25 protein-coding genes and 1 pseudogene are annotated in these 24,577 nt (G+C 63.5%); 15 read left to right on the top strand and 11 right to left on the bottom strand.

The window, feature by feature from the left end; all coding sequences use genetic code 11:
- Window positions 1-3: 3 nt before the first annotated feature.
- Complete coding sequence (locus JWQ24_RS01685; RefSeq protein ID WP_299803549.1) at window positions 4-213, top strand: DNA-binding protein; 210 nt, start codon at window positions 4-6, stop codon at window positions 211-213.
- Here the strand turns inward: JWQ24_RS01685 and JWQ24_RS01680 are convergent.
- Window positions 210-1,478 (bottom strand): site-specific integrase, encoded by a 1,269-nt coding sequence (locus JWQ24_RS01680; protein WP_299803547.1) that lies wholly within the window; start codon window positions 1,476-1,478, stop codon window positions 210-212. The two genes, JWQ24_RS01685 and JWQ24_RS01680, sit on opposite strands and share 4 nt — an antisense overlap.
- 571 nt (window positions 1,479-2,049) lie before the next feature.
- The gene (locus JWQ24_RS01675; protein ID WP_299803545.1) at window positions 2,050-2,769 is read right to left on the bottom strand and encodes an outer membrane protein; all 720 of its coding nucleotides are present in this window, start codon (window positions 2,767-2,769) and stop codon (window positions 2,050-2,052) included.
- A 206-nt stretch (window positions 2,770-2,975) separates the two neighbouring features.
- Between JWQ24_RS01675 and JWQ24_RS01670 the strand changes: the two genes are divergently transcribed.
- Window positions 2,976-4,169, top strand: coding sequence for a serine hydrolase (locus tag JWQ24_RS01670; protein WP_299803543.1), 1,194 nt, complete (start codon window positions 2,976-2,978; stop codon window positions 4,167-4,169).
- A gap of 126 nt (window positions 4,170-4,295) precedes the next feature.
- On the opposite strand, the gene JWQ24_RS01665 is transcribed toward JWQ24_RS01670, so the two are convergent.
- Both JWQ24_RS01665 and JWQ24_RS01660 read right to left on the bottom strand, forming a co-directional pair.
- Window positions 4,296-4,715: a hypothetical protein gene (locus JWQ24_RS01665; RefSeq protein ID WP_299803541.1), complete on the bottom strand. Its 420-nt coding sequence runs from the start codon at window positions 4,713-4,715 to the stop codon at window positions 4,296-4,298.
- 165 nt (window positions 4,716-4,880) lie between these two features.
- On the bottom strand, window positions 4,881-5,180 hold the full coding sequence (locus tag JWQ24_RS01660) for a hypothetical protein (RefSeq protein WP_299803539.1): 300 nt from the start codon (window positions 5,178-5,180) through the stop codon (window positions 4,881-4,883).
- Window positions 5,181-5,420: 240 nt separating this feature from the next.
- Here JWQ24_RS01660 and JWQ24_RS01655 point away from each other — a divergent pair, with 240 nt between their 5' ends.
- The 5 genes from JWQ24_RS01655 to JWQ24_RS01635 all read left to right on the top strand — a co-directional run bounded on the left by JWQ24_RS01655 (window position 5,421) and on the right by JWQ24_RS01635 (window position 9,626).
- Window positions 5,421-5,972 (top strand): tetratricopeptide repeat protein, encoded by a 552-nt coding sequence (locus JWQ24_RS01655; protein ID WP_299803537.1) that lies wholly within the window; start codon window positions 5,421-5,423, stop codon window positions 5,970-5,972.
- 116 nt (window positions 5,973-6,088) lie between these two features.
- Window positions 6,089-7,477, top strand: a complete 1,389-nt coding sequence (locus tag JWQ24_RS01650) for a serine hydrolase domain-containing protein (protein WP_299803533.1) — start codon at window positions 6,089-6,091, stop codon at window positions 7,475-7,477.
- 130 nt (window positions 7,478-7,607) lie between these two features.
- Window positions 7,608-8,387, top strand: a complete 780-nt coding sequence (locus JWQ24_RS01645; protein ID WP_299803531.1) for an NAD kinase — start codon at window positions 7,608-7,610, stop codon at window positions 8,385-8,387.
- An 88-nt stretch (window positions 8,388-8,475) separates the two neighbouring features.
- Window positions 8,476-9,021, top strand: coding sequence for a response regulator (locus JWQ24_RS01640; protein WP_299803530.1), 546 nt, complete (start codon window positions 8,476-8,478; stop codon window positions 9,019-9,021).
- 26 nt (window positions 9,022-9,047) lie between these two features.
- On the top strand, window positions 9,048-9,626 hold the full coding sequence (locus JWQ24_RS01635) for an Hpt domain-containing protein (protein ID WP_299803529.1): 579 nt from the start codon (window positions 9,048-9,050) through the stop codon (window positions 9,624-9,626).
- Window positions 9,627-9,732: 106 nt separating this feature from the next.
- On the opposite strand, the gene JWQ24_RS01630 is transcribed toward JWQ24_RS01635, so the two are convergent.
- The 4 genes from JWQ24_RS01630 to folE form a co-directional block, all read right to left on the bottom strand.
- Complete coding sequence (locus JWQ24_RS01630) at window positions 9,733-10,908, bottom strand: DUF2336 domain-containing protein (protein WP_299803527.1); 1,176 nt, start codon at window positions 10,906-10,908, stop codon at window positions 9,733-9,735.
- Between the two features lie 278 nt (window positions 10,909-11,186).
- Complete coding sequence (locus JWQ24_RS01625; protein ID WP_299803524.1) at window positions 11,187-12,221, bottom strand: transglycosylase SLT domain-containing protein; 1,035 nt, start codon at window positions 12,219-12,221, stop codon at window positions 11,187-11,189.
- 89 nt (window positions 12,222-12,310) lie between these two features.
- A complete protein-coding gene (gene hisI / locus JWQ24_RS01620; RefSeq protein WP_299803602.1) occupies window positions 12,311-12,757 on the bottom strand; it encodes a phosphoribosyl-AMP cyclohydrolase in 447 nt (148 codons plus the stop codon).
- 93 nt (window positions 12,758-12,850) lie between these two features.
- Window positions 12,851-13,543 carry a GTP cyclohydrolase I FolE gene (folE, locus tag JWQ24_RS01615; protein ID WP_299803522.1) on the bottom strand — a complete coding sequence of 231 codons (693 nt, stop codon included), beginning with the start codon at window positions 13,541-13,543 and terminating at the stop codon, window positions 12,851-12,853.
- 239 nt (window positions 13,544-13,782) lie between these two features.
- Between folE and JWQ24_RS01610 the strand changes: the two genes are divergently transcribed.
- Window positions 13,783-14,235 (top strand): iron-sulfur cluster assembly scaffold protein, encoded by a 453-nt coding sequence (locus JWQ24_RS01610; protein ID WP_299803600.1) that lies wholly within the window; start codon window positions 13,783-13,785, stop codon window positions 14,233-14,235.
- 37 nt (window positions 14,236-14,272) lie between these two features.
- Here JWQ24_RS01610 and JWQ24_RS01605 read toward each other — a convergent pair whose 3' ends face one another.
- A complete protein-coding gene (locus JWQ24_RS01605; RefSeq protein ID WP_299803597.1) occupies window positions 14,273-15,118 on the bottom strand; it encodes a hypothetical protein in 846 nt (281 codons plus the stop codon).
- 309 nt (window positions 15,119-15,427) lie between these two features.
- Between JWQ24_RS01605 and yidD the strand changes: the two genes are divergently transcribed.
- Window positions 15,428-15,766, top strand: a complete 339-nt coding sequence (gene yidD, locus JWQ24_RS01600; RefSeq protein ID WP_299803520.1) for a membrane protein insertion efficiency factor YidD — start codon at window positions 15,428-15,430, stop codon at window positions 15,764-15,766.
- Window positions 15,767-15,782: 16 nt separating this feature from the next.
- Here the strand turns inward: yidD and JWQ24_RS01595 are convergent, their stop codons facing one another.
- On the bottom strand, window positions 15,783-16,967 hold the full coding sequence (locus JWQ24_RS01595; RefSeq protein ID WP_299803519.1) for an MFS transporter: 1,185 nt from the start codon (window positions 16,965-16,967) through the stop codon (window positions 15,783-15,785).
- A gap of 175 nt (window positions 16,968-17,142) precedes the next feature.
- Here JWQ24_RS01595 and JWQ24_RS01590 point away from each other — a divergent pair, with 175 nt between their 5' ends.
- The 6 genes and pseudogenes from JWQ24_RS01590 to JWQ24_RS01565 all read left to right on the top strand — a co-directional run.
- Window positions 17,143-17,766, top strand: a complete 624-nt coding sequence (locus JWQ24_RS01590) for a hypothetical protein (protein WP_299803517.1) — start codon at window positions 17,143-17,145, stop codon at window positions 17,764-17,766.
- A 2-nt stretch (window positions 17,767-17,768) separates the two neighbouring features.
- On the top strand, window positions 17,769-19,814 hold the full coding sequence (gene thrS / locus JWQ24_RS01585; RefSeq protein ID WP_299803515.1) for a threonine--tRNA ligase: 2,046 nt from the start codon (window positions 17,769-17,771) through the stop codon (window positions 19,812-19,814).
- Entirely contained in the window at window positions 19,814-20,032 is a 219-nt protein-coding gene (locus JWQ24_RS01580; RefSeq protein ID WP_299803513.1) for a hypothetical protein, read from the top strand. The genes thrS and JWQ24_RS01580 overlap by 1 nt, the downstream gene beginning before the upstream one ends.
- Before the next feature lie 111 nt (window positions 20,033-20,143).
- Window positions 20,144-20,707 (top strand): nitroreductase, encoded by a 564-nt coding sequence (locus JWQ24_RS01575; protein WP_299803511.1) that lies wholly within the window; start codon window positions 20,144-20,146, stop codon window positions 20,705-20,707.
- Between the two features lie 221 nt (window positions 20,708-20,928).
- Window positions 20,929-21,792 (top strand): DMT family transporter, encoded by an 864-nt coding sequence (locus tag JWQ24_RS01570; RefSeq protein WP_299803509.1) that lies wholly within the window; start codon window positions 20,929-20,931, stop codon window positions 21,790-21,792.
- Window positions 21,793-21,802: 10 nt separating this feature from the next.
- Window positions 21,803-21,950, top strand: a pseudogene (locus tag JWQ24_RS01565) (nitroreductase); the annotation flags it as partial.
- A gap of 144 nt (window positions 21,951-22,094) precedes the next feature.
- Here the strand turns inward: JWQ24_RS01565 and JWQ24_RS01560 are convergent.
- Complete coding sequence (locus JWQ24_RS01560) at window positions 22,095-24,563, bottom strand: EAL domain-containing protein (protein WP_299803507.1); 2,469 nt, start codon at window positions 24,561-24,563, stop codon at window positions 22,095-22,097.
- Window positions 24,564-24,577 lie beyond the last annotated feature (14 nt).

Below are 24,577 nucleotides of genomic sequence, written 5' to 3'. Positions count from 1 at the left end.
ACAATGGGCAGTGAACTGGCAAGTGATCTTCTGGAAGGCGCTGATGCGATCGCGACGTTCATCTACGGCGATAAAAAGCATCGTCGGAAGGTCTATCACCTCGCATCCACCAATAGCCTTCCGACGTTCAATCTCGGGGCGATCATATGTGCGCGCAAGAGCACGCTTCTGGATTGGATTGAGGCACAGGAAGGCCGCTCCGCGAAACTCTAGGCGGCCTTTGCGACAGATGCGGCTGGCTGATTGACTATATCATCAAGATAGTTCGCCCACGCGATCGCGGCCGCGCGCATCTCTGGCGCATATTCATACTGCTGATACACGCCCACGATACCTCCAAAGCTGCCCGAGATGTGATTTAGCAAGCGCTCGACGACGTGCACTGGTTGCTTAAGCGGCGCCATACCGGACGCGAACGTGCGGCGTAAGTCGTGCAGCCGCCAGTCGAGCACTTCGTCCAGGTTAGGCGACACCTTGCGCAGTTCGGCTAACATAGCTTTGTCGAGAGCTATCTTCCCCTTAGAGAAACCGGAAATTGGTGTCTTTCCCCTTGAGCTCGGCAGCACATACTGGTTGCCGTCTACCTTCGGCAAGCTTTGGATTAGCGCCACCGCAACCGGAGCAAGGGGCACAATGTGCTCCTTGTCGTTTTTTGCGCGAGCAGCAGGGATCGTCCAAGTCGGCTCGTCGCCATCCAGCGAGAGTTCCTTCCACTGCATGCCCGACACCTCGCCGCGGCGCTGCCCTGTGACCAAGAGCAGCCGCACCATGACACGGAACGGCTCCGCCTGCTCGGTCGACTTCCAGAGTGCCCTCATTTCTATCTCGGTCAATTTCCGCTCGCGACTGGCCTCCGAGGTGGGAGCCACAACGCGCGCGGCTGGCGACTTGTCAGAGGGCAGCACGTCACCAGGTAGTGCCAGCACCCACTTGAAAAAGCGACGGATGACCGCAAAGGTCCGGTTGGCCGAAACTGGCGCCCCCTTCGACACCATTTCTCGAAGCAACGTGTCCACGTCTGCCCGCGTGATCGTGCGGATGTTGCGCCCCTCCCAAGCCGGCTTGATGCGCTTCTCGATCAAGCGCACATACTCATCGGCGGTAGAGGTCCGGTTCTTCGTCTTGATGTGCTTTTTGATATATTCGTCCAGCAGGGTTTCGACCAAGAGACCTTTGTCGTCTCGCTCCAATCGGGCCACCTTCTTTTCGGTGGCTGGATCCCGACCGGCGGTTATCGCCCTACGCGCGTCCAGCGCGGCAGCACGCGCCGCCTCCAGACTGATCTCCCCTGGATAGGCACCCAGCGTCAGCTTGGTGGGTTTGCCGCTGACAGGCGATCTATACCTGAAAGCGAACGAACGGTGTCCGGACGGTTGCACGACTAAGCAAAGACCCGGCGTACGCCCGTCGCGCACCTCGAAACGAACAGATCTCGGTTGCGTGGCGTCTAGTCCTTTCGCGGTGAATGCCTTAACCAAGGTGCTTACTCCATCGGGGTTGTCGCCGGGGTATCGCAAAGCGATGATACAAGGTGCTACACCGCGCGACGGAGTTTAAGCGTTAACCCCCTAAAAATAAAGATATTTCAGGCGCTCGATAGCATGCGCGTTACAGAGAGTGACACGCTGATACGGTAGAGCAGCGGTTTTGTAAACCGAAGGTCGGGAGTTCAATCCTCTCAACCGGCACCAACGATCGATTCGCCGGCCCCTGCCCTCACAGCCACGTCCACAACAGCATCGCGTTGACCGCGCAGGCGGTCAGCAATGCGGCGGTCAGGCCGACCTGGAGCCTCTCGCTCCGGATGTTGTCGATGATTCTCATGGCACGCAGAACATCGGGCGATTCTAGTCAAGGAGTCTCGCAGCTTATTTTTCCGGGGATTCAGGACTCGTTTACTTTCGATTCTCCTCCTTGGGCGCCGGGTGCGCCTTGGGCCCCCGCGGGCTGCGAACCGGCACAAAAAAGGCCGGCATAAAGCCGGCCTTTTCGTCAGAATTCCAAGAAATCTCAGTATTTAATCTCAGTATTTAATCCCGGTAGTAGATCTCAGTATTTGGCGACCTCCGGGCCGCCCCAGCCGAACCGGTAATTCAGGCCGGCTTTGACGGTGTGCTCGTCGTTGTTGTAGCTCGCACCGCCGGTCGGGATCGCCAGCGACGACACGGTCGTGTTGCCGAAGTTGTAATACTGGTATTCGACCTTCGCCGACCAGCTCGGCGCGAACATGTATTCCAGACCGGCGCCGACGGTGTAGCCGTCCTTGGCGTTGCCCGAAGTCGTGAAGGGCTGCGCAATGCCGGTATTGCTCACGCCGATATTGCTGTTGTCCTTCCAGGCATAACCGCCCTTGGCGTAGAGCAGCGCCGGACCCCAGGTGTAACCAAGGCGGCCGGTGACCGAACCAAGCTGGTCATTGTTGGCGGTGACAAGCGTGCCGTTCGGAAACGCACGCCCGGTGTTGTTGCTGCCCATCCAGCTGTACTGGGCTTCGACACCGACCACCCAGTTGGTCGCGAACTGGTAATCCGCACCGCCCTGCACGCCGCCCATGAAGCGGCCACCGTCGCCGGCGATGCTGGAACTGTCGCCGAACGCGCCGCCGACATGACCGCCGATGTAGAAACCGGTCCAGTTATAAACCTGCGCGGGAGCGGTATAGACTGGAGCCTTGGTGTAAGGACGCGCTGCGAGATCGGCAGCGAATGCTGAATTGGTGAGCGCGGCAACCGCGACGATGGCGGAGGCGCCGAGCAGAAGCTTCTTCATGGTAGTTCCCCTTTTTGCCTAATGACCATCGAAAAACTTCGTGGCGGCAATTTGGTTGCCTTGCGGCAGCACTCTGCAACGCGATCGAAGCCGACTGCGACAAACCCGCAACACTTTCGGTTTCGTTCAGTTTAAGGCATCGGTGGAACCAGTTTGGTTCAATCCTCACGCAAACTTGATGTAGCGCGGTGCGCCCGGGAGACGACATGGCTGTGAACAACCTGATGAACGATTTCCCGCCGGCGCGTGGCGCGCAGGTCTCGCTGTCGAACTGGCGCAAGGCGCCGTTCAGCCAATGGGCCTTCCGCAACGTCCGCCGCGTGCTGCCAACCGCCAATATCGCCGGCGCGGCGCAGCCGGTCCCGTTCGAGAGTGAACTTCAGGATGTCGGCCAGACCCGCTTCAAGGGCGCCGACGGGCGCGACACCACGATCGCCGCCGCCCTGCCCGCGACCAGCACCGATGCGCTGGTGGTGCTGCGGCGGGGCAAGATCGCTGCGGAATGGTATGGCGCCGGCATGAGCGCCACGACGCCGCATATCGTGTTCTCGGTCAGCAAGTCGATCTGCGGCACGCTCGGCGGCATCCTGGTCGAGCGGCGCGAACTCGATCCCGACCATCTGGTCACCGAATACGTCCCCGAACTAGCGGCGTCGGTCTATGGCGGCGACTGCACCGTGCGCCACCTGCTCGATATGTCGGTCGGAATTTCCTTCACCGAGGATTACGTCGATCCGAAAAGCAACGTGGTGCGCTATCGGCACGCCGCGGGCTGGGATCCGCTGCCGGCCGGCGAGCCGCCGATCGACCTGCGCAGCTTCCTTGCCCAGCAACAGCCCGACGGCAACGCGCATGGCAGTCTGTTCCATTACGTCTCGACCAACACCGACGTGCTCGGCTGGGTCTATGAGCGCGCCTGCGACCGGCCCTATGCCGACATCCTCAGCGACTATCTGTGGGCGCCGATGGGCGCGGAGCACGATGCCTATATCACCGTGGATTCCAGGGATGCGATGCGCGCCGCCGGCGGCATCTGCGCCACGCCGCGCGACATCGCGCGGTTCGGCGAGATGATCCGCCGCCGCGGCGTCGCGAATGGGCGGCAGGTCGTGCCCGGCGTCTGGATCGACGACATCAACCAGCAGGGCGACGCAGCAGCCTGGGCGCGCGGCGAATTCGCAGAACTGTTTCCGAATGCCAGCTACCGCAGCCAGTGGTACCGCGTCGACCGCGAACGCAACGTGTTGATGGCCTACGGCATCCACGGCCAGATCATCTACATCAACCCGGATGCCGAGACGGTGATCGTGCGAATGGCCTGCGAAAACACGCCGGTCGATGCCGATGTCGCGCAAAGCTGGCGCCGCGGCTTCGATGCCATAGCGAAACAGTTTGTGTGACTTAACGTCGTCATTGCGAGCCCGAACCGGCTTGGCTTGCCCAGCAGGTTCGGAGCGAAGCGATCCAGAAGCCACAGGTGAAGAACTGGATTGCTTCGTCGCAAGGGCTCCCTGCAATGACGGAGGCTACCGCGCCATCTTTTCCATCTCGGGAAACGGCGCGTAGCTGGCGCCGGCGCAGGCCTCCGCGGTGTCCTCGACGACACGGTCGAGCCTCATGTCGACATAGCTCACGGCGAGCTCTTTCGGCGCGAGATATTTGCCGTCGCGGTCCTTCGCCGTATAGCGCACGCAGCTAACATAGCGCAGACGTCCGCCGACGGTGCGTTGCACCGGCTGCGCCATCGACGCGTCGCGCACGCCGACGGGATCGTTGAGATAGGCGCGCAGGAACGCCAGCAGGTCGGTCTTGTAATTGGCCGGAAACGGCTGATTGGCGACGCCCTGGTCGTCGGTGAAGCTGATGCCGCCGCTCGGCCCGCCGCCGCAGGCCGCCAGCCACAAGGGCAGCAGCAGGATTGCCGCGCGTCTCGTTGATTTCTGCAAATGCCTATCCATCATCCCGTGCCCGATGGCCCCGCCCTTCCCTAAACGTTCGGGCGGCGAAATGGAATTCGCAACTCGGTTACCTCCACGCAATACGGAGCCGGCCCGCCCCCTTGCGTCACAAGGGCAGCGGGCCGGATGTCGGCGTTAACGGTGGCGGCTGGCTCAGCCGTGCCGGGAATGCGTGACCGTCGACTTGATGGCGGTGTGCTTGAACGTCTTGTGCATCCCCATCTTCTTGTGGAAGCGGTGATGGTGCCGGACGTGGCGGTGATGATGACGTGCCATCTTCGCATTGGCGTTCAGCAGCGCCGGCTTGGCCTGCGCCTTGGCACCCACCTTGGCATCCACCGATGCCACCGGCTTGGTGATCGGCGCCGGCGCGGTCTTCTCGATTCCGGCGGCCATCGCGGGGGCGGCCAACATCGACGCGACGATCAGAGCGGCGGACAATTTCTTCAGCATGGTCGTCTCCTGTGCAAGATCACGAAGCTGACCGGTCGGGCTGGCCGGGCGTTTCTTCATGCCCCCACCCTAGGGAACGCGAGCTGAACCGGTTCTGAAGGCGCCAGTCGGACTTCGTTCATCTGCATGACATCTTCGTCACCTGCCGGTGAATGGCCGGGAATGATGGGTCGCTACCGGTGTTTTCAACCCAAGGCTTTCGTGGCAGACTATTGCCGCTGGGAAACAGGGAGCGCTTGCATGACCCGAACTGTGATCAAGCTGACGACGCTGGCAATGTTTTCGTTGGCGGTGGTGGCAGCGCCTTTGTCCACGGTGTTCGCCGCGGGCGGCGACACGCCCTCCTCGCCGCCGGCTTCCGACGGCAAGACCAAGGACAAGAAGAAAGGCGCCGAGAACAGCCCGCGCCTTGAGGATACCGCCTTCCTCAACGGCTACCGTGCCGCCTACGCCACGGTCTACGACAGAAACGACTACGCCACCGCGATCGCGCAGCTCAAGGCGCTCGGCCATGACGAGCGCGCCGACGTCGCCAACCTGATCGGCTATTCCTATCGCAAGCTCGGCGACTACAAGGTCTCGCAGATCTGGTACGAGCGCGCGCTGAAGGCCGATCCCGCCCATGTCCGCACCTGGCAGTATTACGGACTGTGGCAGGTCGAACAGGGCAACCGCGACCAGGCGCAATATCACCTCAACAGAATCGCCGCGCTCGCCGGCAAGGATTCGCCGGAGTACAAGTCACTGTCGGCCGCACTGGAAAAGCCGCCCGGCACGGGCCTGACCTACTGATCGTTGCAACCCGCATGGAACCGGCGCATCCTTGGACGCGCCGGTTTTTTATTGCCTGCAAGATCCCCGCCGCGACCTGCCCGATAGCGGTTTCCCGACTGATGGAGTGACACCCGATGGATCGCTGGATGAAACCAGCGCTCGACTACGTCGAGAGCTGGCTCGAATTTCAGATGCGCACGTCGCAGCAGCCCGGCGCTCTGGTCGCAATCGCGCATCGCGGCGAGATCGTCACGGAATATGCGTTCGGCCACGCCAATCTTGCGACCGGCGAAAGACTGACACCGCGCCATCGCTTCCGGATCGCATCGCATTCCAAGAGCTTCACCGCCGCCGGCCTGATGAAGCTGCGCGAACACGGCAAATTGCGGCTCGACGATCCCGTCGGCCAGTATGTGAAGGGCCTGCACCCGCAAGTCGCAGCGACCACCCTCGCGCAGATCCTGTCGCACAGCGCTGGCCTCACGCGCGACGGCGCCGACGCCGGGCAATTCATCGACAGCCGCGCCTATCTGAACACAACTGAACTGCTCGCCGATCTGCGTTCGCCGCTCGCCATCGAGCCCGGCTCGCGGCTGAAGTATTCCAACCACGGCTTTGGTTTGCTCGGGCTGGTCATCGAGACGGTCACCGGCGAACCCTATCGCAGCTGGATCCAACGCGAGATCGTCGATGCCGTGGTATTGCGCGACACCGCGCCCGACATGCCGCTGGCGAAGGCGACTCCATTCGCACAGGGCCATACGCCGCGGCTGCCGCTCGACCGCCGCCTCGTCATTCCCGGCGAAACGGCGTGCAACGCCCTGACGGCCGCAGCGGGATTTGTCAGCACCGCCGCGGACGTCGCGCGATTCTTCGCGCAACTGGCGCCCAACGCCAAACGCAGCGTGCTGTCAGCCGCCAGTCGCCGCGAGATGACGCGGCGGCTGTGGCGCAATCCGCATGCCGCCATCGAGAGCTATTACGGTCTGGGCATCATGAGCGGCACCACAGCGGGCTGGGACTGGTTCGGTCACACCGGCGGACTGCACGGTTATATCTCGCGCACCGCCGTCATTCCCGCCTGCGACCTAACCATCAGCATCTTCACCAATGCCAGCGACGGGCTGGCCGGGTTCTGGGTCGATGGCGCGATGCATATCCTGCGCGCCTTTGCGACGCACGGCGCGCCACAGCGACGGGTCCGCGACTGGACCGGACGCTGGTGGACGTCATGGAGCGCCTTCGATCTCGTGCCGATCGGCGACCGGGTGCTGGTCGCGCTGCCGCAGGCGCTCAATCCCTTCATGGACGCCGCCGAACTCACGGTGAGCGGCCGGGACAAGGGCGTGATTTCCGCCGCGGCGGGCTATGCCAGCTATGGCGAGGCGGTCCGGCGGGTGCGAAGTCCGGCCGGCAAGGTCACCGAGGTCTGGCTCGCCGGTAGCAAACTGCAGTCGGAGAAGGCGGTTACAGCGGTGCTGGAGCGCAAATACGGAGCAGCCCGGCGCCGGTCGCCCCGTTAACGATGCGGGGCTCCCCCGTCCACCCATCCCACAGAACTGCTAAGCTCGGCTCGACAAGTACCGGTAACGCCGCTAGACGACGCCCGCGCCATCGTCCCGGTGCACGAGCTGCCGCAGAGGCCCGCGATTCATGACCCCGCCTGCCCGACACGACCGGATCTCCTTTGTCGCCGGCCCCAGCGCCGAGGCGCAGGACGCGCTGGCGCAGCTTGCCGCGCGATACGGCAATGCCGAGCCCGACAACGCCGACGTCATCGTGGCGCTTGGCGGCGACGGGCTGATGCTGAAGACGCTGCACGACTACATGCGCACGGATATTCCGATCTACGGCATGCACCGCGGCACCGTTGGCTTCCTGATGAACGAGTTCAGCACGGTTGACCTGCACTCCCGTCTCGATGCCTCGCGCGACACCGTGATCCATCCGCTCCTGATGCGCGCCACCGACGTGCATGGCGAGGTCCACGTCCACCACGCCATCAACGAGGTCTCGCTGTTTCGCCAGACCCACCAGGCGGCACGGTTGCGCATCCTGATCGACGAGCGCGAGCGGATGTCGGAGCTGATCGCCGACGGCATCATGGTGGCAACGCCGGCCGGCTCCACCGCCTATAACCTCTCCGCACAGGGACCGATCCTGCCGATCAACGCCGCTTTGCTGGCGCTGACGCCGATCAGCGCGTTCCGGCCGCGGCGCTGGCGCGGCGCGCTGCTGCCGAACACCGCCTTCGTGGTGATCGAGGTGCTCGAAGGCGACAAGCGCCCGGTAGCCGCCGTCGCCGACCATGACGAGGCCCGCGACGTCCGCCGCGTCGAGATCATCTCCGACAAGACCATCTCGATGCGCATGCTGTTCGACCCCGGACACAGCCTCGAGGAACGGATCCTGAGCGAACAGTTCGGATATTGAGGGGCAACGGCGCCTTCAACCATTCGTTAAGCACGGCGGCATATAGTTAACGACAGGTATACCAGCCTTCGCTCCGTCTGGCCGCATCATGTTTCGCATCGACTTCAACAAGCTGCGCTTCCTTGTCTGCGACGACAATCCGCACATGCGTCGGATTCTGCGTACGCTGTTGCATTCGTTCGGCGCGCGCGAAGTCTACGAGGCCGAGGACGGCGCCACCGCGCTGGAAATGTACAGCCACTACGCCCCCGACATTGTCATCACCGACTGGTCGATGCCGATCTTCGACGGACTCGAACTGGCGCAGATGATCCGGCAGCCGGAATCCAAGGGCAACCCCTATGCGCCGATCATCATGCTGACCGGACATTCCGAGAAGCGCCGTGTCACGGTCGCGCGCGATGCCGGGGTCACCGAATTTCTCGCCAAGCCGATTTCGGCCAAGGGCCTCTATCTGCGCATCATGAGTGTGGTCGCGCATCCCCGCCCCTTCATCAAGACCAAGAACTATTTCGGGCCGGATCGCCGCCGCAACACCACCGTCGCCTATATCGGTCCGGAGCGCCGCAATGGCGGCGAGGCCGAAGTGCTGCAGCAGCCGTCGCTGATGGATAAAGCGCGCGTGGCCAGCTGATGCGGGCCTCGCTGGAGAAGCTGAAGATGTCGCGGGACAAAACGCAGGCGCCGAAGGTCGAGGCCTTTGCCGATCATCACATTATCACGCCGCCGAACAGCTTGCGCCGCGCCATCCGTCGCGTCGTGGACCGCGAACTCGACGACCCCGTCGCGCGCGCCGAACAGGCGCTGGCAGGATTGTCCGGCGAGTTCAAGACCTGGATGCGCAGCGAATGCGACCGCCTCGCCGAAGCGCATGAAGCGGTGGTCCGCGACGGCTTCACGGCGCAGACCCGCGACGAGCTGTTTCGCGCAGCACACGACATCAAGGGCGACGCCTCGACCTTCGGCTTCCCGACCGCAGGGGCCGCGGCCGAAAGCCTGTGCCGGATCATCGAGCACGCCCCCGATCTCGACCTGGTGCCGGCCGAATTGATCCGGCACCACATCGACGCCATCCAGGCGATCGTGCGCGAGCACAACACCATCGAGAAAGCCGGCGTCGCCACCGCGCTCAGCCACAAGCTGCGCAATGTCGCGGACGAGTATCTGATGCATGTGAACAAGGATCGCCCGGATCACCTGGAAGCGATCGCCGCTCCGAGCCTCGTGCCGGCGGATTAGTCCTCTTCAAACTTCATAGAGTTGTCATGCCCATGCGGGCCAATCGGCGCGCCTGAGGGCGTGAGCAGTCGCGAAATGGCTGTGCCGGGCTGGTCGTCGTGAAAGCCTACGCCGCCATCAGCTCGCGGTGGAATGGCGCCATCGCCAGTTCCATCGCCAACTCGTCGCAGAATACGCGGGCTTCCTCGCGCGCGGATTCGGTGGCGAAGCGGCGTAGCAGGATCAGCAGCGGCTCGGAGGCCGCCTCGTCCGTCTCGCAGATCGTCAGCACCCGCTCGACCATGCGGCGACGCAGCCGGACCGCGCCGCCGACGCTGCTGATGAAGCCAACTTCATTGCGCGCTTCCAGGGCGGCGCGGAACGCAGGATATGTCGATTCCGGCAGGCCGGCGCGCGCCAGAAGCGCGTTCAGGCTGCTGCTCGGGCCGTCATAGACGATACCGGAGACACGGCCGAGCGGCACGCCGGACAATTCCGCCAGCGCCTGCTCGAACAGATCCATATTGCCGGACAACAGCGCGCGCAGGATCAGCCCCACGGTAAGCTGGCCGGCCTGGCGCAGATGACGCACGAGGTCGCGCATCTCGTCGCCGCGCGAGCGCGAGGCGATGTTGACCGTGGATCGCGCCATCGCCTCGTCCGCGACGCGGCCTGCGCGGTCGGCGGACAGCCAGTTGCGCGCCACCACGAAGCGAGTCAGCGTTTCGGAAAGCTTGGCGACCAGCGCCAGCCGCGTAGCCGCCGGCAGGTCTTCCAGCACCAGCATGGATTCGCGGATCGCGGCGAGATGGCCGTGACGCTCGACGATGCGGTCCCAGGAAAACGCCGCCATCTCGGCGTAGGGATTTTCGATCAGCTCCAGTGCTGCAGCGGCAGAGCCGACTTCGGCGATTGCCGCGCAGACCGATGCGGGAAGCGTGACGCGGCGCGCCACGGCGCATTGCAATTCGCTGTCGCCGGTGGCGACGATGTCGACCAGATCGGCGTCGATCAGCAGCGGGGAATGTTCGAGAACCGGAAGCGCCACGCAGGACTGGTCGACCGACAGCGCCTGCACGATGGAAGCGGGCGCCGACGGCGCGCGGGCGAACACTTCGGACATCGCCTGCCGCACCAGCGGCGAGGGATCGTCGAGCAGCATCAACAGCGCGCCTTCGGCGGCGGCTCGGTCGTCCTCCGACAGATCGGAGAAGATCCAGGCCCGTGCGAGGGAGCGCGTCGCTTCCGCGCGGTCGCTGGCGGGAGCGGTACGAACCCAACTGATGAACTGCCGAACGATCATGGTCCTGCCGGCTTACGCAACGCGTTCGACACCGGAACGCGATGCCACTGTCAGACAAAATAAACCACGTCACTTAACAAAGGGTTCACCATAAACGCCTGCGTTTGTTGAGGTTTTGTTAAGGATGCCCCGATGGTTGGATTGCGGGGATGTGTAGCCCGGTTGAGCGAAGCGATATCCGGGAAGGACACAGGGCAATCGCGCGGACACGATTTAGAGTGGTGATATCAAAACCCGGATATCGCTTCGCTCATCAGGGCTACGATCACACGATGTCGTTAGTTGCTGAACGTGCCCGAGCGATCGCTGAACAGATCGAGCGGACGCGGCGTGCCGACTTCCGGCGCTTTCGGCAGCGACACGGAGGTCGGCGAGCCGACCGAGGTCAGCGAACCGTTGTTGCCCCACAATTCCTGCACGGCTGTGGAGATCGGCTGCGAGCGATCGCCGGCCTGAAACAGCGTGCGGAAGATCGGGCCATCCTGCTTGGCGGTGGTCGTTGTCGTGGAAGCATCCGGCGCGAAACTCGCCACTTGCGCGTTGCGGACATCGGGGAAGCTGGAGAGGTAGGCCGCGTTGTCGATCGGCGGGGCGGCGGTCGCCATCGCGCTACCGACGGCCGTAGCGCTGCCGGTGACGCCCTCGGTGCCGAGCGCCGTGCGGGTCGCCGGCGAACTGGCGGCTGCGGCATAGCGCGTCGAGAGCACCGAATAGACATCGGCGACGCTGCGCGCGCGACCGCCCTGATCGTAGAAGATCGACTGGTTGGCCGCCGCGGCATTCGGAAACAGCGCGGCGCCCGAAGCGGTCGGGTTGTTTTCGGCTGACGTGATCAGCTTGGTGGCGCCGCCGACGCCCATGAAATGCGCCATGTAGAGTTCGGCGTCGGTCGGGCGGCGGCCGATCGCGCCGGTCAGCTTGAAGCTGTTGGACTGCGTCAGCACGCCGGCCATCGCCGAACTCGCGACGGGGTCGTCGCGCAACTTCAGGATCTCTTCCTTGGCAGAGGGGTCGTTGACCGAGTAGCTGCCGGAATCGGACTTGCTGATGGCGTCGGAAAATTTGCCGTAGCCAAGCTGGGAGCCCGCTTCCTTGACGGTCCCGAGCCAGGTCTGGTCGATGAACTGGAACAGGCCCTTGGCGGAGGACGTCGAGGCCGTCGCCTGCGGATTGAGGTTGGATTCCATCTTGGCGGTGGACAGCAGATATTCGAAGCTGGTGCCGGTGGTCGCGGCAGCGTTCTTGATCGCGCCGGTGACCCGGCTGCGCGTCGCTTCAATTGCTGTTGTAATGCTGGTCGATTCGACCGCCATGTCGTGCTGCCCCGGGCGCCGTCAGCGGCATCAAGCTGCGGCCACCATCGCGCCAACGTGGTTAATGGCTGGTTAACAGCAATGAAACGTCACGAACCCCGACGATACACTTCGGCCGGATCGAACAATTTTTCCGCATCGACGAACGTGACCTTCGCTGCGCCGTCTTCGCCTTTGGTGATCGCGCGGTAGAAGCAGGAACGGCGGCCGGTGTGGCAGGCCGCACCACCTTGCTGCTCGACGCGAATCCAGATCGCGTCCTGATCGCAGTCCATCCGCATCTCGACCACGCGCTGCACCTTGCCGGAGCTCTCGCCCTTGCGCCACAGCGCCTGGCGCGAGCGGCTGTAGTACCAGGCGTCGCCGGTCTCGATGGTCTTGCGGATCGCCTCTTCGTTCATATGCGCGACCATCAGCACGTCGCCGTTGCCGGCGTCGGTGGCGACGCAGGTGACGAGGCCGGCCGCGTCGAATTTCGGACGCAGCGCGAGGCTCTCTTCGAGGTCGTGATTGTGGGACACTGCGTTCTTCCAGATAAAATGATGCTTACAACGAACGAGGCGGCGGCAATCCCCTCGCCCATTACGCGAAGCAAAGCTTCGCTGGGCGCGGTTAAGTCCGTGCGCGCATCAGCGCGAGGGCATGTTGATCATCGACATGAAGCGCGCCTGCTCGACCGGGTTGTCGCGGAAGTTGCCGGTGAAGCGCGTGGTGAAGGTGCGCGAGCCTTCCTTGCGGATGCCGCGCGCCGACATGCAGGTATGCTCGGCCTCGACCATCACGGCGACGCCGCGCGGCTTCAACACCTCGTCGACGGCGGCAGCAAGCTGCGCCGTCAGATGTTCCTGGGTCTGCAGGCGGTGGCCGAAAATATCGACCAGCCGCGCCAGCTTCGACAGGCCGACGACACGCTCGACGGGTGTGTAGGCGATATGCGCCTTGCCGTAGAACGGCATCATGTGATGCTCGCAATGCGAGGTGAAATTCATGTCGCGGATCAGCACGAAATCGTCATAGCCGGCAGTCTCGCCGAAGGTGCGGTTCAGCACCTCTGCGGGGCACTGGTGGTAGCCTTGGAATAACTCGTCATAGGCCTCGACGACGCGGCGCGGCGTATCCAGCAGGCCTTCGCGCCGCGGATTCTCGCCGATATAGGCCAGCAGCGTCTGTACCGCCTGCTCAGCCTCGCCACGCGACGGCCGCGCCTGGTCTGGATGCACGGCGGCGGCCAGGAATTCGGCGGGATCCAGTTCTGCCGGCCGGAAGTCCTGCGATTTGCCGTCGGGGGATTTGCCGCGCAGCGGCTTGATGATTGCGTCCATCTTAACTCCGTTCGACCGACCCCCTTGGGAGGCCGGAGTGTCACCGGGCAGACGGGACGGCAATGCCGCCAGAACGCCTGAGTCCGTACGAGAATAACACCAGCAGGCCGGAATTGAATTCTCAAATTCCGGCGTTCTGGCGAAGGCCCGGCATTCTCATGACGTGCCTGTCCCCCTATATAGGGTTCAGCGCCCCGGCCGCCAAGGCGGCACCGGTGGGAGAGTTAAGGTTTGAGCCGATGCTGAATGACATCTACAACAAGCGCATCATTGAACTGGCCGGCAATATACCGCGACTGGGCCGCCTGCCCCATCCGGACGCCAGCGCCACCGCGCATTCCAAATTGTGCGGCTCGACCGTGAAGATCGACCTCACGATGGATGGCCCGGTGGTCACCGATTTCGCCCATGACGTGAAAGCCTGCGCGCTCGGCCAGGCGTCGTCCTCGATCATGGCGAGCCATGTCGTCGGCTCGACCGCCGGGGAACTGCGCGCGCTGCGCGAGACAGTGCGCAAAATGTTGAAGGAAAACGGCGCGCCGCCGGACGGTAAATGGGCCGACATCGCCTTGCTCGAACCGGTGCGCGACTACAAGGCGCGCCACGCCTCGACGCTACTCACATTTGACGCGGTGGTCGATGCGATCGGGCAGGTCGAGGCCAAAACCGGCAACACAGCTCCGGCCGCCTGATCTCTGCCCGCCCTGCGCGGCGAGAGATGACCGCCGGTTACTTCGCCGGCGACCCCACTGCACCGCCGGTCGGTCCCGAAGCTTCGGCGGTCTTGGTTGCTTTCGGCATCGCCAAGGGCGGCATCGACGACGCCACGGGCACCTTTTCTTCAATCATGCTGACGAACCGATCCTGCACCGTCTTCGGCGGCAGCGAGGCCATCGGCACATCGGGCTTGGCGGCAGGCAACACGGCCGCCACATCATGCGTCGTGACCAGATGGGTCGTCAGCAATTCCTCCGCCGACAACTCATGCAGGTCTTCCCACGGCGGCACGTTGAGCGACAGCAACAGCAGGTCCCCCGCGCCACCCATGTCGAATGTGTACTTCGCCAGACGCCCAATATCGCGCTCGACGATCATCAGGTCCTGCGCGGTATAGGTCGCGGCGCGCGGATCGTCGGCACGATCGCCCATCCAGATCTGGTGCACCCGGACATGGGCCTCGTCCGGCACGAAGCGCGTCTTGCCAGCGAGCAGCAGGAAGACGCACATCGATTCGCAATAGGCCTGCGGCGCCACCGCCGGCTTCAGGCCAGATGCAGCCTGCAATTCGATCGTGGTGCCGACCGTCGTCAGCAAGCCCATCTTGCGCCAGCGCTTGCCGAGCGTGATGGCGTCGTTGACCGAGCCGCCACTGGAATCCAGCACGACGGTGGTGCCGGCCAGTTCCCGGTCGCGCGCGAATTCGTCGAAATCCTTGACGGTATCGCCGGTGACGACGCCGACCGCGCCGACCCAGCCGCGACAGTTCGGCTCGCAGGCGATCCAGGTGAAGCGCATCGGCATCTTGCGTTCTTCGAGGAAACTCGCGGCGTAGGCGGGGACGCCGATCGAGGCCATCAGGCCTGGAAGAGCGATGCAAAAGGCTGCGGCGCGAAACAGCGCCAGACGGCCTGAGCGAAACGACTCCACGGGTCTCAAATCGGTTCCTTCCCTGCGCTCAACCGAGCAACGGTACGGGCCCCCAAACAACACCGACGATTCTGTCACGTCAGCGTTATGTAAAAACCTATCCACTTCCTTACTTGCGTCCAGTTCAAATGCTGCACCGCGAACGAAAGTCTGGCAGGTGTGTCCTGCTTGCATAACCCACAGGGTTCCATGCCGATCAACCGTGCAAAACCCGTCCGATCTGGTAGCAATCCGCCCATGAAACATTCAACGGAGTGCGCGCATTGCGCCGGTACTATCCAACGCTTGCCGCGCAATGCCGGCCGAGGCGCGATCTGGATCTATCGGCACACTTTGTCGCCACTAGTCGGCTACCACTGTCGCCACCTGCCGACCTGCTCGGTCTATGGCGACGAGGCGATTGGTCGGTTCGGGCTGTGGGCGGGCGGCTGGATGACCCTTGCGCGGCTGCTGCGCTGCCAGCCGTGGGGCACCTCGGGCATCGACAATGTACCTTTGCAGGCGCCCGCCGGTGCACGCTGGTATCTGCCGTGGCGCTTCGCGCGCTGGCGCGGCGTGCACGATGTGCGCGACTGACGGCAACCGTCACAGATCAGCGCTGCGCCGTCGCCACCATCCCGCGGCTGAGGAGGACGGCGATCAGCGCCAGCGTCAGGAAGCCCATCGCGACAAAACCTGCGGCGTGGAAGTGGCCTCCTGCAAACAGCAGTCCGCCAATCGCCGAGCCGATCGCCTGACCGATATAGAGCACTGAAGTATTCAATGACACCGATGCGCTCGCCGCCGAGGGCGCGGCGCCGACCAGCCGCACCTGCTGCATCGAATTGGTGGCGCCGAATCCCGTTCCCCAGATCGCCACACCAACCGCCATCACCGGCAACGCACCGGCGCCGAACGACCATACCGTCATGCCGCCGAGCACCAGCACCGTCGCCAGCAATGACGTGTTGAGCGCACCCCAGCCGTCGACGATACGGGTGGCGGTCATGATGCCGACCAGTCCGCTCAGGCCATAGATCGCAAAGATCACGCTGGCGCCGTTGGGGCCCGCCCCGGTCAACTGCCCGAGCAGTGGCGCAAGAAAGGTGAAGATCACGAACTGTCCCGAGATCTGCAAGGTCGTGACCAGCAGCAGCAGCACGACGAGGCGGTTTCGGGCCAGATCGATCCAGGTCTTGAGATCGACCGGCGTGCCGTACAGGCCGCGCGGCAGCCGCCACGCCAGCAGCAGCAGACTGAGGCAGCTCAGCGCACCGATGCCGCTATACACCTCGCGCCAGCCGTAGCGGCTGGCGATGAAGGTGACCAACGGCAGGCCGACGGCGGCGGCCAGCGTCCAGCCGAGAAAGACATAGGCGATGCTGCCGCCGCGCTTTTCCAGCGGCACGATCAAGGCCACGGTGCCGGCGGCCTGCGGCGTGTACAGCGCGGCCACCGCCGCCATCAGCAGCCGGATCAGAAGCAGCGCGGCATAATTCGGCGCAAAGGCCGAAGCGAAATTGGCCGCAGCGACCACCGCCACCGCGCCCATCAGCAAATGTCGCCGCTCCATCCGGCTGGTCAGCCATGCCGTGACGGGCGAGCCGATGCACAGCACGATCGCGCCGAAGGTGATCAGCAGCCCGGCGTCGCGGATGGTGACGCCGAGCCCGGACGACAACTCCCCCAGCATCGCCGTCGGCGCCAGCAAGGCAATGCCGGTGACGAAATTGCCGATCATCAGGGCGGTGGGGGCGTAGGGGCGAATTCCGCGCGCGGCAGCCGTTTCATTGTCCATGCATCCGCATGTAGATCAAATCCGGTTTGAAACAAAGCCGGTAAAACCATCCACTCGCCGGTGCGCCCGGCCTGGTCACCAGACCCCCTCCGAAAATCCGCCGGCCGAGATTGCGGGTTCAGTGGTTGGGGTGCACATGAAAACAATTTTAGATTGAAAAATCAGGCAGGACGTCATGGCAGCAGCGAAGCAGAAACTCCGCCGTTACATCATCATGAGCGCCGACTCTTTTTTGAATCCGGTACTGTTCAACAACGCATTTCGGCCCAGCACCAATCTGGTCGCGCGGGCCGAAGCGGCTATTGCAAAGCCGCAGATGAAGGTGCTCGATTCCATTCACGAGAATGGACCGAAGCTCGTCGAAATGCCGGCCGAGGGCGAACTCAACCTGCGGCTCAGCATGCCCGGCGTCAAAATCGTGCCGGAAGTATTCTACCAACGCCAGTGGGTGCGTTTCCAGATTATGAAACGCCGACAACGAAAAACACCATCGCCAAAAGTTCAGCGCGGAAATCCTCGACCAGCAGCCGCATATGCTGCTGGTCACCGGAGCCAAGAAGAAAATCAGCAAGGCGGTAGACGACGCCGAAGGCTGGAGCGTAACGGGGGAGACTTTGACCTCGCCTCCGAGCACGCGCGAAACAATCAGCAAGGCGCCCTCAAAGTAACCGGAGCTTCCTCGTCGTGCGGACGCTTGGCGGCGTCCGCCATGATTGCGTTGTTATCGCGCAGCGTTTATCAAGCGTCTCCCCATTCCGCTTACCTGCGCTCGTACGCAGGAGTGAGCCACAGGAGATGACCATGCCAGACAGCCAGACGCCCGCCTCCGGTTTCCAGTTCGGGCTCGCCAATCTGACGCCGCCCCCGCCGCCCGCCGACATCGTCATTGTCACTTTCCCCGACGGCAAGATGCGCGAATATCCGCGCGGCACCACCGGGCTCGAGATCGCCAAGGGCATCTCGCCCTCGCTGGCCAAGCGCACCGTCGCCATGGCGCTGGATGGCGTCGTCACCGACCTCTCCGACCCCATCGAACAGAATGCCGGCATCGACTTCGTCAACCGCGACGACCCGCGCGCGCTGGAGCTGATCCGGCATGACGCGGCGCACGTGCTGGCGGAAGCCGTGCAGGCGTTGTGGCCGGGCACCCAGGTAACCATCGGTCCGGTGATCGAGAACGGATTCTACTACGACTTCTTCCGCAACGAGCCGTTCTCGCTGGAGGACTTTGCCGCGATCGAAAAGAAGATGCGCGAGATCGTGCAGCGCGACAAACCGTTCACCAAGGAAATCTGGACGCGCGACGACATCAAGCAAGTGTTCTCGGACAACGGCGAGATGTTCAAGGTTGAGCTGGTGGATGCGATCCCGGCCGACCAGACCATCAAGGTGTACAAACAAGGCGACTGGTTCGACCTCTGCCGCGGCCCGCATATGACCTCGGTCGGCAAGGTCGGCAACGCCTTCAAGCTGATGAAGGTGGCCGGCGCCTACTGGCGCGGCGACAGCAACAACCCGATGCTGACGCGCATCTACGGCACCGCCTTCGCCAAGCAGGAAGACCTTGACGCCTATCTGCACCAGATCGAGGAAGCCGAGAAGCGCGACCACCGCAAGCTCGGCCGCGAACTCGACCTGTTCCACTTCCAGGAAGAAGGCCCCGGCGTCGTGTTCTGGCACGCCAAGGGCTGGACCATCTTCCAGGCGCTGATCGCCTATATGCGTCGCCGCCTGGCCGGCGACTACAGCGAAGTCAACGCACCGCAGATCCTCGACAAGTCGCTGTGGGAGACCTCCGGCCACTGGGAGTGGGACCGCGAGAATATGTTCGCCGCGCAATCCGCCGGTGATGAAGCCGAAGACAAGCGCTGGTTCGCGCTGAAGCCGATGAACTGCCCCGGCCATGTGCAGATCTTCAAGCACGGGCTGAAGAGCTATCGCGATCTGCCGTGGCGGATCGCGGAGTTCGGCGTGGTGCATCGCTACGAGCCGTCCGGCGCCATGCATGGACTGATGCGCGTGCGCGGCTTCACCCAGGACGACGCGCACGTGTTCTGCACCGAGGCGCAACTCGCCGACGAGTGTTTGAAGATCAACGATCTCATCCTGTCGACTTATTCCGACTTCGGCTTCGGCGACATCGTGGTGAAGCTCTCGACACGCCCCGAAAAGCGCGTCGGCACCGACGAGATGTGGGACCACGCCGAACGCGTGATGGCCACCGTGCTGTCGATGATCGAGAGCCAGTCCGGCGGCCGCATCAAGACCGAGATCAGCCCCGGCGAAGGCGCGTTCTACGGGCCGAAGTTCGAATACGTGCTGCGCGACGCCATCGGCCGCGACTGGCAGTGCGGCACCACGCAGGTCGACTTCAACCTGCCGGAACGCTTCGGCGCGTTCTACATCGACGCCGACGGTTCAAAGAAAGCGCCAGTGATGGTGCACCGCGCGATCTGCGGTTCGATGGAGCGCTTCATCGGCATCCTGATCGAGCATTTCGCCGGCAACTTCCCGCTGTGGCTGTCGCCGACCCAGATCGTCGTCACCACCATCACGTCGGATGGCGATGAGTATGCCAAGGTGGTCGCCGCTGCCGCGCGGCGCGCCGGGTTGCGCGTCGAACTCGACCTGCGCAACGAGAAGATCAACTACAAGGTCCGCGAACATTCGCTGATGAAGATCCCGGCGCTGCTGGTGGTCGGCAAGAAGGAAGCCGAAAGCCAGTCCGTCTCGATCCGCCGCCTTGGCAGCGAGAAGCAGACCGTGATGTCGCTGACCGACGCGCTGGCGTCACTGGTCGAGGAAGCGACGCCGCCGGACGTCAAGCGGGCAAGGACGGAAACGTGATGGCCAGAACACCGGACCACGACGAGCAGGAACTGCCAGCCTACCCGATCCTGGCGTATCAGTTGATCCCCGATCCGAACCGCCCGGACGTGGTGGCGCTGGCGTTCGAGACCGATCGCGGCCACAGCCTGTATCTGGCGACGCGCGAGATCCTCGAGGATCTCGCCAAGGATCTGCTCGACCGCGCGGCCAAGATGCCTGAGAAGCCCGCACGCTGAACCGATCACACGATCGCGCGGTCATAATCCGTCTAAACGATCACGGCCCGCCTCGTGGCGGGCCGTTTCGCGTGGTAGCGATATAACAATCCCATTGCCGAAGAGATCGCCGTGACCGACACCATCGAATTCCTGAAGACCCGCCGTTCCGTCAAGCCGCGCGAGATGAGCGGCCCCGGCCCCTCGCCTGCCGAGCTCGACACCATCCTGACGATCGGCGCGCGGGTGCCGGATCACGGCAAACTGGCGCCATGGCGTTTCATCGTGTTCGAGGGCGACGCCCGACTGCGCGCCGGCGAGGTCATCGCCGCGGTGTACGCGCACAACAATCCGGATGCGCCGGCCGCGGATATCGAGGCCGAAAAGGCCCGGCTGATGGAAGCGCCGCTGGTGATCGGCGTGGTCAGCACGATCAAGCCGCATCCCAAGGTGCCGCCGTGGGAGCAGGAACTGTCCGCCGGCGCGAGCTGCATGAACATCGTCAGCGCCGCCACCGCGCTCGGCTACGGCGCCAACTGGCTGACCGGCTGGTACGCGTTCGACCGGGGCGTGCTGGACGGTTTCGGGCTTGCCGCCAACGAGAAGATCGCCGGCTTCATCCACATCGGCAAGCCGACCAAGCCGAACGACGACCGCCCGCGCCCGGCGCTCGCCGAGCTCGTGACGCGGTTCTGACTCACGCGGCTTCCTCAATAGCCTTGTGGCCGAAATCCGCCAGCCGTTGCGCGATCTCAAACGGCTCAAATTCGCCGGATGATCAGGGCGCGTTGTGAACTGCGATGACGACACAACATCTTTGTGACAACCAGTGCATGCGAACGAACCTCGACCGCTCGCCTGCCGCGGCCAGCGGTTTTCCCCTCGTCTGATCTAGAGCAGGCATATTGGAGACTGATATGGACAAGGCGACGCGCGGCTGGATCCACGGCTTTCTGGGCATGCTGATTTTCAGCGGCTCGCTACCGGCGACGCGGGTGGCCGTCATGGATTTTGATCCGGTATTCCTGACCGTCGCACGCGCCGTTATTGCCGGGGTTATTGGTTTGGCCTTGCTGCTGATGTTTCGCGAGAAGCGTCCGGCGCCTGGCGATCTCACCTCGCTAGTCATCGTCTCGTTCGGGGTCGTCATCGGTTTTCCACTCCTGACCGCGCTGGCACTGGAACACATCACCTCGGCCCGTTCTGTTGTGTTCATCGGGCTGTTACCGCTGGCGACGGCGATTTTTGGCGTGATACGCGGTGGAGAGCGTCCCGGTGCCGCGTTCTGGCTTTTTTCGTGTATCGGCAGTGCGCTGGTTGCCGGATACGCCCTGTCTCAGGGCATTGCAGCGGTATCCGCGGGTGATCTGCTGATGATGGCAGCTGTTATCGTTTGCGGCCTCGGCTATGCCGAAGGGGCCAAGCTGTCGCGCACGCTGGGCGGCTGGCAAGTCATTTCATGGGCGCTGGTTCTGTCGCTCCCCGTCACCGTGACGCTCACGTTCTGGATGCAGCCGGCCTCGTTCACAGGGGTCGGTCAAAACGCCTGGATCGGTCTGGCTTATGTTTCACTATTCAGCATGCTGATCGGGTTTGTGTTCTGGTATCGCGGACTGGCGCTGGGTGGCATAGCCACCGTCGGACAGTTGCAATTGTTGCAACCCTTCTTCAGCCTCGTCCTCGCTGCAACGCTGTTGCATGAACAGGTCAGTCCCATGATGATTGTTGTGACGCTCGCGGTGGTGGCCTGCGTCGCCGGCGCGAAGAAGTTCGCGAAATAAAACAACTTGCGCCAAGTGGCTGACCGGCTGGCACGCCTTCGACCGCGACGTGATGGACGGCCTCGGCCTCGCCGCAAATGAGAAGATCGCCGGCTTCATCCATATCGGCACGCCGACCAAAGCGAGCGAGGGACCGCCCTCGCCCCGCGCTCGCCTAGCTGGTGACGCGGTTCTGATTGTCATTCAGGGGCGAGAGCAGCGACAGCTGCGAGCGAACCCGGAATCCAGAGATGCCTTGACATATCGGGGTTCCGGGTTCGCTCGCGCTCCGCGCTCACGCCCCTGAATGACAGCCTGTTGCACTACGCCGCCTGCGACGCCCGCGCGCCGAACTTGCGCAGCAGTTCCTCGACCTCGGATGCCGGCCGCGCGGCGCTGAACAGAAAGCCCTGCACCTCGTTGCAGCCCTCGGCGCGCAGCCAGTCGAGCTGATCGATCGTCTCCACGCCCTCCGCGGTCGTGGTGATGTTCAGGCTGCGGCCGAGGCCGGAGATCGCGCGCACGATGGCGACGCAATCGGGACGTCCGACCAGATCCTTGACGAAGGAACGGTCGATCTTGATCTTGTCGAACGGAAAGCTGCGGAGATAGCTGAGGCTGGAATAGCCGGTGCCGAAATCGTCCATCGAGATACGGACGCCGAGCGCGCGCAGCTGATGCAGTACCGCGATATTGGATTCGGTCTCGGCCAAGAACAGCGATTCGGTGATCTCCAGCTCCAGCCGCAACGGCGACAGTCCGGAATAGGCCAGAGCGGCGACCACCACTTGCACCAGATTGCGGTTGCGAAACTGAACCGGCGACAGGTTGACGGCGATCTTGATATCATCCGGCCACTTCACCGCCTCTGCGCAGGCCTTTCGCAACACCCATTCGCCCAGCGTGACGATCAGACCGATGTCCTCGGCGACGGGGATGAAATCGGCGGGCGAGATCATGCCCTTGTCGGGATGCCGCCAGCGCAGCAACGCCTCGAAGCCGGTGATACGGTCGGCGGCCAGATCGACCAGCGGCTGATAATGCAGCTCGAATTCGCCGTTGGCAAAGGCGCGGCGCAGGTCCATCTCCATGTCGCGCCGCTTCTGCGCCTGGCGGTCCATCTCGCGCTCGAAGAAACGATGCACGCCGCCGCCTTCTGATTTGGCGCGGTACAACGCCATATCGGCGTTACGCATCAGTTCCTCGCTGCTGTCGCCATCGCCAGGCGACATGGCGATGCCGATGCTGGCGCCGATCACCACCTCGATGCCGTCCATATCGTAGGGCACACTGAGAATATCGATCAGGCGCGCCGCGAAATCATTGGTCTCGTTCGGCGAGACGTCCGCCGCCAGCACGACGGCGAATTCGTCGCCGCCGAGCCGAGCCACCAGATTGTTGCCGCGCACCTCGGCGCGCATCCGGCCGGCGACCATCTTCAGCAGCCGATCGCCCATCGGGTGGCCGAAGGAGTCGTTGACGTTCTTGAACAAATCGAGATCGATGCACAATACCGCGATATGTCGGCTGGAATCGTTGAGGTCGAGCGCCTGGCTCAGACGTTCCTGATAGAAAACGCGGTTCGGCAGTTCGGTCAGCGCGTCATGGTGCGCCATGTGCGCGACCCGCGCCTCGGCCCTGCGGCGCTCGGTGATATCAACGATGGCGACGAGGAAGCCGTCGCGCCCCTCGAAGGTCACGCGTCGTCCATAGGTCAGCACCTCGATTTCGTTGCCGTCCGCCTTCACATGCCGCCAGTTGCGATCGGACTGATAGCTGTCGCCAAGCTGCTTCAACGCGTTGCTGTGAATATCCCATTCGTCGCGTGGCCAGATCTGCGTCAACTGCATGCGCAGGAAGGTTGCGCGGTCGTAGCCGTAGTGCACGACCGCGGCGTCGTTGACGCCGAGGAAAGTCATTGTCTCGGCGTCGAACACCCACATCGGCATCGGATTGCTGTCGAACAACAGCCGGAAGGATTCCTCGCGACGCTTGATGTCGGTGACGTCGGAAACCGTCAACGACACCAGATCTCCAAAGGCGGTGGCACTGAGTTGCAGGCTACGGTCGCCGCTGTCGATCTCGTACTGGTCGCTGGCGCCGCGCGAAATCATCGACAGCAGCCATTGCTGCACATCCGGGAGACACAGCGCATGGCCGCCGGCACTGAGCCTGCGCCATTGCAGCCCGGTTGAGGGCGCCTTGAGCAGCCGCGCCGCACCTTCGTTGAGATGCACGATCTGGAAATCGAACGGCTGTCCCGCGGAATCGCGGATCGCCGCCAGTGTCACGATGCCTTCGTTGGTCGCCGAAAAAATCGCATCAACCAGATTGTAGCGCGGGCCCTGCTCGTTGACGTAGACGCCGACCAGCGTGCTGCCCCAACGAGACGCGGTCGGCAGTGCCAGGATCTCATAGGTCTGCACCAGCCCGTCGCGCACGCAATGCACATGGGAGATATGCGGCCGGCCGGTCTGCAGCGCGGAGCCGGCGGCTTCCGACAGCGCCATGGCACAATCCGGCGACAGCGTTTCCAGTGCGACGTCCCAGCGTTCGTCGCCGAGCCACTGCTGCACATAGCGGCCGCTACGCGATACCTTGAGCGAATCGCCATCGCCCGCCAGCAGCACGATGTGATCCGCGAGCCGGCCGAGACTGCCGAGCATCACCTCTTCATAGCCGGGCAAGGTCTGGCCCGGGCGAAGTGCGGCGTGCCACTTGCGCTGCAGAACCGGGATGTCACCGAGCACCTTGCTGTCCGGTTGTCCGGATAATTGTCTGGCGGCAGTCACGTCGTCCCTTCCCG

Source organism: Tardiphaga sp. (assembly GCF_028290495.1).
Lineage (GTDB): Bacteria > Pseudomonadota > Alphaproteobacteria > Rhizobiales > Xanthobacteraceae > Tardiphaga.
Note: the sequence above shows the minus strand (reverse complement) of the source record. Positions and strands in the feature narration are given on the sequence as shown.